The following is a 6,690-nucleotide window of genomic DNA, read 5'->3' as shown; positions in this document are numbered from 1 at the left end:
ATTTCCATACACTCTTCCTGTGTCTTCATGCCGACCTCCTCGGTCGGCATCTTTAACGGAAAAGTGGGTCAATTTTTAGGTGCCGCGGTGGGTCATTTTCATTTTGCCGCTAACAACGAAAGATTGCATGGCGTTTTTTGTTGTATGGCGGAGAAGGAGCGGGTTGAAATGCCGGCACACATTGTAACATAATTATATTTTGTTAAATATTTCTATCGCATTCTTCACGACAAAATGACACCCCCATTCTCTCCTGCGAACCGGTCGACCGGGTACTGGATCAATGGAACAAGTACCGGGACATGACCAGGAAGTACGAGCCTGGGCAATGAAGATTTCGGGCACTACTTCAGCAGTAGTGTAGTTTCAGGTAAGCAATTTTTCAGACTTTTGGCATCGAATTGACTTGACAAAAATGTGTTGTTTGGTTCAACCGTACAATATTGGAACGTTCTTTGTCATCCCATCAACCCAAGGAGGAAATCATGAAATTGAGGCACGTTCTGTTGTTACCGGCGGCATTGACCCTCGGCCTGACCTGCCAGGCGTTTGTAGCTCCATCCGAGGCCACTGCAAGTGGGAGCGGAACCGGTATTGCACAGGTTTCCAGCGATCCGGAGAATCCTTCCATCGGCGATGTTTGGATCAACACCACCGATCATACGATGAATTGGGCGGATGCCGGTGGAGTGACGAAGATCTCGGGCATGTTCACAGCATGGGCCTCCACTTCGGATAATTTGATTACATCGCAAAATATACGATATTTAGGGGCGTTCAGGGTTCCCGACGGAACGATTGGTTGCTCAAACTGGAATACTTGCGTATTTAGTTATGGTGGTGGCCCAATAGGATTCAACAAAGACGGTAATGGCGGTTCCGGTTCATTGTTCATAGGTGGTCATATAGTGGCAGGATTAACGGCTGAAATTACAATCCCACCTATCGTCAATAGCTCAGATATAGACGATTTGAACACGGCTTCAGTTCTTCAGAGTTTTGTTGATATTACTGAGGGGAATAGGAAAAACGTTAACTTGGGTGGAGCTACTAATGGTGGAAGTGTCTATAACGGCGGTTTTTTGGTATGGGGGGACAAGCTCATCGGATCTGTTTATACATATTATGACGGAAACGGGAGCCAATACCTGTCGCACTATACGTCGGGGTTGAACCTGTCAACGAATGGTGATTTTTCCGGAATGTTCAAATTATCAAATGTCGCGGCTAGGCTCGTTGGCGGTTATATGTGCGAAATACCGGCATCGCAGCAGGCAGCATTTGGTGGGCCAGCTTTGACCGGACAATCCGGCCTATCAGTTATATCGACATCCTCTTCAGGACCGGCTGTATCGGTATTTGATCCATCGCAACTGGGCGTTACAGACCCCGTCCCAGCTACACAGCTCGTATACTACCCAGTAAACCACCCGTTAGCTCAAACGAACACACAGAACACCCTTTTCAATTTAACGTCGGCGGTGACTGGAATTGTCTTCCCGGAAGGATATGCTTCAGTCATGTTTTTCGGTAGACATGGAAGTGGAGAATATTGCTATGGAAATGGAACGTCGGATCAATCTCTAGCTGGACTTCCATCAGGGGACGGGGCCACATATTGTTATGACCCAACTGACGCATCAAAAGGGCCGCACGCGTACCCGTATAAATATCAAGTGTGGGCATATAGTACCTCCGATCTGCTCAGTGTAAAAAATGGAACAAAACAACCTTGGGAGATAGCCCCATATTCCGTCTGGAATTTTGATCTGCCATTTAGCAACAGCGCCGGAAGTGGGCACATTCTGGGAGTCGCTTATGATAATGTGTCCAGAAAAATTTACGTGTCCCAAAAGAGCGGTGACCTTGTAGGCCAATACGGCAGAAATCCTGTTGTCCACGTTTTGCAGATAGATGAGCCTTGATTCTTCCCCATCGTGCGACGCCTCCCGCTTGAGCCTTTGCACCGATTCGGGATCGTGTCCATTGCTGGCGAGTACCGGACAACAACGCCTGCAACGCCACTCCGCAGCCATCGCACAAGCTGTACCGATATCGAGGAAGGTGAAGGGAGTGGGAAATTGAGCCAAAGCTCCGATCTCCAGCAGATCGGTTTTCCCTGCTTTCTGGAAACATTTTGAAAACAAAATCGGGTCGCCGGCATTACGCCGACGACCCGATTTTGTTGCAAAAATGGCGGAGAAGGAGAGATTCGAACTCTCGGTACTTGCGTACACACGCGTTCCAGGCGTGCACCTTAAACCACTCGGTCACCTCTCCGGAGTGTAAGCGACCATCCGATCCCCCGGCAGCGCCGGGCAACGGGAACATTTTTCTATCCTGAGTCCTGCTTTTTTACAATAGAAAATTAACGGCGGCTTCGAAAAAACTCCTGCAACAGCCGGCCACATTCCTCGGCGCAGACCCCGCCCGTGACCGAGAATTGATGGTTGAGCAGGCCATCGGCGCCAATTCGGTATTTGGACACCACTCCGCCGCCCTTGGGATCGGTCGCCCCGAATACCAGCCGGCCGATCCGTGCATGCACCAGCAAGGCGGCGCACATGGGGCACGGTTCCAGAGTCACATAGACCGTCACGCCGGGCAGCCGGTAATTGCCCGCAACCAGCGCGGCCTGGCGGAGCGCCCGCATTTCCGCATGGCCGGAAGGATCGGCGGCGGCGATGCAGTTGTTGCCCGCTTCCACCAGAACCGTACCGTCGCTGTCCACCACCACCGCGCCCACCGGTACCTCGCCCGCTTCGGCGGATTGCCGGGCCAGGCAAAGGGCCCGCGCCATCATCAGGTGATCCTGCCCGGAATTATCCAAAGAAGACTGAGTTGACTGCATTATTACGTATTTGACGCATCCTATCGTGCTACCAGTTGCATTTTCAACGGTGTTGTTTATAATTACGAAATAGGTATTACAATCACCAAATCGAAACAAATTCCAGGAGAAGGTTCATGGCCGAGAAAAAAGCCTCTGTTCTTGCCTACAAATGCCCGCCGGAGAGCAGGACGAGCATCGAGACCGCCCTGGCTGGCAATTTCAATCTCACCTTTCAACACGACCCCTCGCTTTTCCAGATCGAGGTCAGCAAACGGCCCTACGACGTCATCTTCATGAATTATTATCCGGAAAATGACAATAAATTCGGCCTACTGGAAGATGTACAGGAGCAGACGCCGTCCACGCCGGTGATCCTGACCTGCGAATCCGAGGATGCGGTGCGGCTCGACGAGCAGGTGGAGCCGATCGTCTACGACATCCTCAACCTGCCCCTGTCGCCCGGCCGGGTTAAACGGACGGTCAGCCATGCCCTGAACAAACGGCAGCAGGACAACGAGCTGGCCTATTTACGCCGCACCCAGAATATTGTCTACAGCTTTGACCGGCTTATCGCCGAGAGCGACAACTTCAAGGTGGTGCTCAACAGCTTGCGGAAATTCGCCTCCACCGATGCCACCCTGTTGATTACGGGCAACACCGGCACGGGCAAAAGCTACCTGTCCGGCACGGTCCACTACAATTCTCCCCGCCGCGACCACCCCTTCATCAAGATCAATTGCGCCAACATTCCGGAAACATTGCTCGAATCCGAACTGTTCGGCCACGAGAAGGGGGCGTTCACCGGGGCGGACAAGCAACGGATAGGCCGCTTCGAACAGGCCAACGGCGGCACCATCTTTCTCGACGAAATTGGGGAAATACCGCTGGAAATCCAATCGAAGCTGCTCCGGGTGCTGGAGGACAAATCCTTTGAAAGGGTGGGCGGCAACAAGACCATCAAGGTCGATGTCCGCCTCATCGCCGCCACCAACCAGGATTTATCGACCTTGATCGCCGCAGGCAAGTTCCGGGAAGATCTCTACTACCGGATCAGCGTGCTGCCGATCCACCTGCCGCCACTGAAGGATCGGCCCCGCTGTCTGGCCCCCCTGGCCCGCAAGCTCCTGAAGAAATTCACCACCTCGCTGAACAAGGGCAACATCAAGGATTTCACCCCGGAAGTCCTGGCCATGATGCAGGGCTACGACTGGCCGGGCAACATCCGCCAGCTGGCCAACACCATCGAGCGGGCGGTCATTCTCGAGGAGGAGGATCTGATCGGCCTGTCCTCGCTCCACATTCCGGAGCTGAGCCGGACCATGACGCCGCTGATCCAGGTGACCGAGCCGTTGGAAGCCCACGAGCGGGAACTCATCCTCAAGGCGCTGGCCGAAAACCTTTGGGTGCAGAAAGATGCAGCCCGCTGCCTGGGCATCAGCCCCCGCGCCCTGAACTACAAAATCAAGAAATTCGGCATCACCCACCAGAACTGGCGCAAACACAAGAAGGACTGAGCCGGCCGCCTCAGTGCAGGTGGCCGCCGGTGCTCGACATGGTCAGATTGCCGTTCTTCACTCCGCGCAAGGCAATCAGTTTTTCAGCCAATTCACGTACCTGCGAGGCGCGCCCCTTGACGATGGTCACCTCCAGGCAGTTGTGGTGATCCATGTGGACGTGGGTGGTCGAGGTGATCTGGTGGTGGTACTCGTGCTGCAGTTCGGTGATTTTCTCCTGCAGCTGCGGCTGGTGATGGTTGTACACCAGGGTCACCACCCCGACCACCTCGCTGTCCTGCTCCCATTCCTCGTTGACCAAAACGCTCCTGATCAAATCGCGGATCGCCTCGGAACGGTTGGAGTATTTGCGGCGCACCAGATATTCGTCGAACTGGCCAAGGAGCTTTTCATCCATCGAAACCGAAAATCGCAAGAGCATGGCAATCAGGTCTCCTTTTCCAGTTCTTTGAGTTTGTCCAAAATCGCCTTGGCCTCGACGCGCACCTTATCCGGCACATTCGCATCCTTGCTGGCCCGCACAAGATACTGCTTGGCCATCTTCATCTTGCCCCGGTACAGGTTGTACTTACCCAAGAAAAAGCCGCTCACTCCTTCCTTGCCGCGATTGGCTGCCAACTGTCCCAAATCGTAATATACCTGGGGATATTCGGGCATGGCCAGGGCCACCCGCTGCAGCATCTGCTCCGCCCTGGGATAGTTGCCGGTCATCAGCTCGATCTTGCCCAGCTGGTAGGCGCCGTACACGTCGTTCGGATCGCGCCGGAAGGCCTGCTCCAGGATGCGCCTGGCCTCGTCGTAGTTGCCGCTGCCCATCAACAGCACCGCCTTGTCGATCTCCAAAATTTCCTTCTGCGGATACCGTTCCCGCACGAACGCCAGTTGCTCGAGCGCCTCCGGATAGTTGCGGTCTTCCGCCGCGAGCAGGGCCAGGCCGTAATGGGCCATGATCTGCTGTTCCTTGTCCGTGCCCGCCGCAGTCACGGCCGTGGTGCAATAGGTTCGCAGGTTGTCGAGATCCGAGGATTGCACCTGCACCCGATACTTGAAGCGGAGAAAATCGAAATTATCGGTTTTGATATAGTGTTGAGGCGTCCCCTTTTGCCGCAGCATTTCCAACAGCGATTCGACATACCCCAGCCGGGCGTCCGGGTTGGGATGGGTCAGGAGATACTGCGGCACCTCGCTGCCCATGCTGTACCGGCTGACCCGGCGCATGCTCTTGAGCATGTCCTCCATGGCCGAGGGATCGCGGCCCATTTTCTGCATCCAGCCGAAGGAGAGCCGGTCGGCCTGCTCTTCGTCCTCGCGGCTGTACTGCAGGTTGGCCGCCTGGCCCGCTGCCAGCGAACCGGTCAGCAGCCCCTGCGACAAACCCGGAACCCCCAGGGCCAGCCCGGCGATGCCGGCGATCAGCGACAGGGCGCTGATCTTGGCCCCCTTGTCGAGCCGCTGGGCGATGTGGCGGCTGACCACATGGCCGATTTCGTGGGCAAGAACGCTTACCAGCTGGTCCTCGTTATTCATTGCCGCGATCAGGCCGGTATAGAAGAAGACCAGCCCGGCCGGTGCGGCAAAGGCGTTGAACTGGTCACTCTGGACCACGAAGAAGCGATACTCGAAAGGTTGGGGGCCGATGGTCGCCAGGACCTTCTTTCCCAAGGTGTTGATATATTGGCTGATATCCGGGTCATCCAGGACCGGAAATTGCCTGCGGACCGAAAAAAGCAATTGCTCGCCGATTTTGCGTTCCTCGCTGACGGTCAGGGCCAGCGCCGACAGCGGCGACAGCAGGTGGGACAGGAGAACGAAAACGGCAAGCCAGCGGGATGCACGGAGTTGTCTGATCATGGGAAATATCCGGTAAGTCGTACGCAGATTCGGTTGAAAATAGGGGCCAAAGCCATGCCACCCCGGCCATACTGCCTGCAAGGTACTGTGTTCGCCCGCTGGCCGCAATGCCGAAGACGCACCAGGGCCGCCGACGAGGAAGCCGCCTGGGGGAAAAGTCTTTTTCCCCCAGTTAATACCACTCCGACATATAATACGCTTACCACCTGCTCAATGCCTTGAGCAAGAGCAGCGAGATTTGTGGTTCATCCGGCAAAGGCGTACCTGGGGTTGGAAGGAGTTGTGGAAAAGTGACATGACATGAGCGATGTTGTCTGGCGACGAAACCCGACAACAAAAGGAGCTCAGTCATGTCACAATCACTTTTGTATCATGCCTTTGGCATCAAAGGCGTCTCCTATCGCAGCACGCACGTCCTCGGCAATGCCCTTATCTTTTCTGTTGAAACGACCAACCGTCATGTTGCCTGTCATACCTGCGGACATCGGTATT

6 protein-coding genes and 1 tRNA gene are annotated in these 6,690 nt (G+C 54.9%); 3 read left to right on the top strand and 4 right to left on the bottom strand.

Annotated features, from left to right (window positions below; all coding sequences use genetic code 11):
* Both RMR13_RS03235 and RMR13_RS03230 read left to right on the top strand, forming a co-directional pair.
* On the top strand, window positions 1–192 hold a 192-nt coding region (locus RMR13_RS03235), incomplete at its 5' end, for a hypothetical protein (protein WP_310599201.1).
* A 293-nt stretch (window positions 193–485) separates the two neighbouring features.
* Window positions 486–1,925 (top strand): hypothetical protein, encoded by a 1,440-nt coding sequence (locus RMR13_RS03230; protein ID WP_310599200.1) that lies wholly within the window; start codon window positions 486–488, stop codon window positions 1,923–1,925.
* A 269-nt stretch (window positions 1,926–2,194) separates the two neighbouring features.
* On the opposite strand, the gene RMR13_RS03225 is transcribed toward RMR13_RS03230, so the two are convergent.
* A tRNA-Ser gene (locus tag RMR13_RS03225) sits at window positions 2,195–2,280 on the bottom strand.
* Window positions 2,281–2,368: 88 nt separating this feature from the next.
* Window positions 2,369–2,803 (bottom strand): nucleoside deaminase, encoded by a 435-nt coding sequence (locus tag RMR13_RS03220; protein ID WP_310599199.1) that lies wholly within the window; start codon window positions 2,801–2,803, stop codon window positions 2,369–2,371.
* Between the two features lie 164 nt (window positions 2,804–2,967).
* Between RMR13_RS03220 and RMR13_RS03215 the strand changes: the two genes are divergently transcribed.
* On the top strand, window positions 2,968–4,347 hold the full coding sequence (locus RMR13_RS03215; RefSeq protein ID WP_310599198.1) for a sigma-54 dependent transcriptional regulator: 1,380 nt from the start codon (window positions 2,968–2,970) through the stop codon (window positions 4,345–4,347).
* A 10-nt stretch (window positions 4,348–4,357) separates the two neighbouring features.
* On the opposite strand, the gene nikR is transcribed toward RMR13_RS03215, so the two are convergent.
* Complete coding sequence (gene nikR / locus RMR13_RS03210; protein ID WP_309411155.1) at window positions 4,358–4,768, bottom strand: nickel-responsive transcriptional regulator NikR; 411 nt, start codon at window positions 4,766–4,768, stop codon at window positions 4,358–4,360.
* 5 nt (window positions 4,769–4,773) lie between these two features.
* Window positions 4,774–6,198, bottom strand: coding sequence for a M48 family metalloprotease (locus RMR13_RS03205; protein ID WP_310599197.1), 1,425 nt, complete (start codon window positions 6,196–6,198; stop codon window positions 4,774–4,776).
* Window positions 6,199–6,690 lie beyond the last annotated feature (492 nt).

Origin of the sequence: Desulfobulbus sp., assembly GCF_031547805.1 — a bacterium.
Lineage (GTDB): Bacteria > Desulfobacterota > Desulfobulbia > Desulfobulbales > Desulfobulbaceae > Desulfobulbus.
This window is presented reverse-complemented; position numbering and strand designations above follow the sequence as displayed.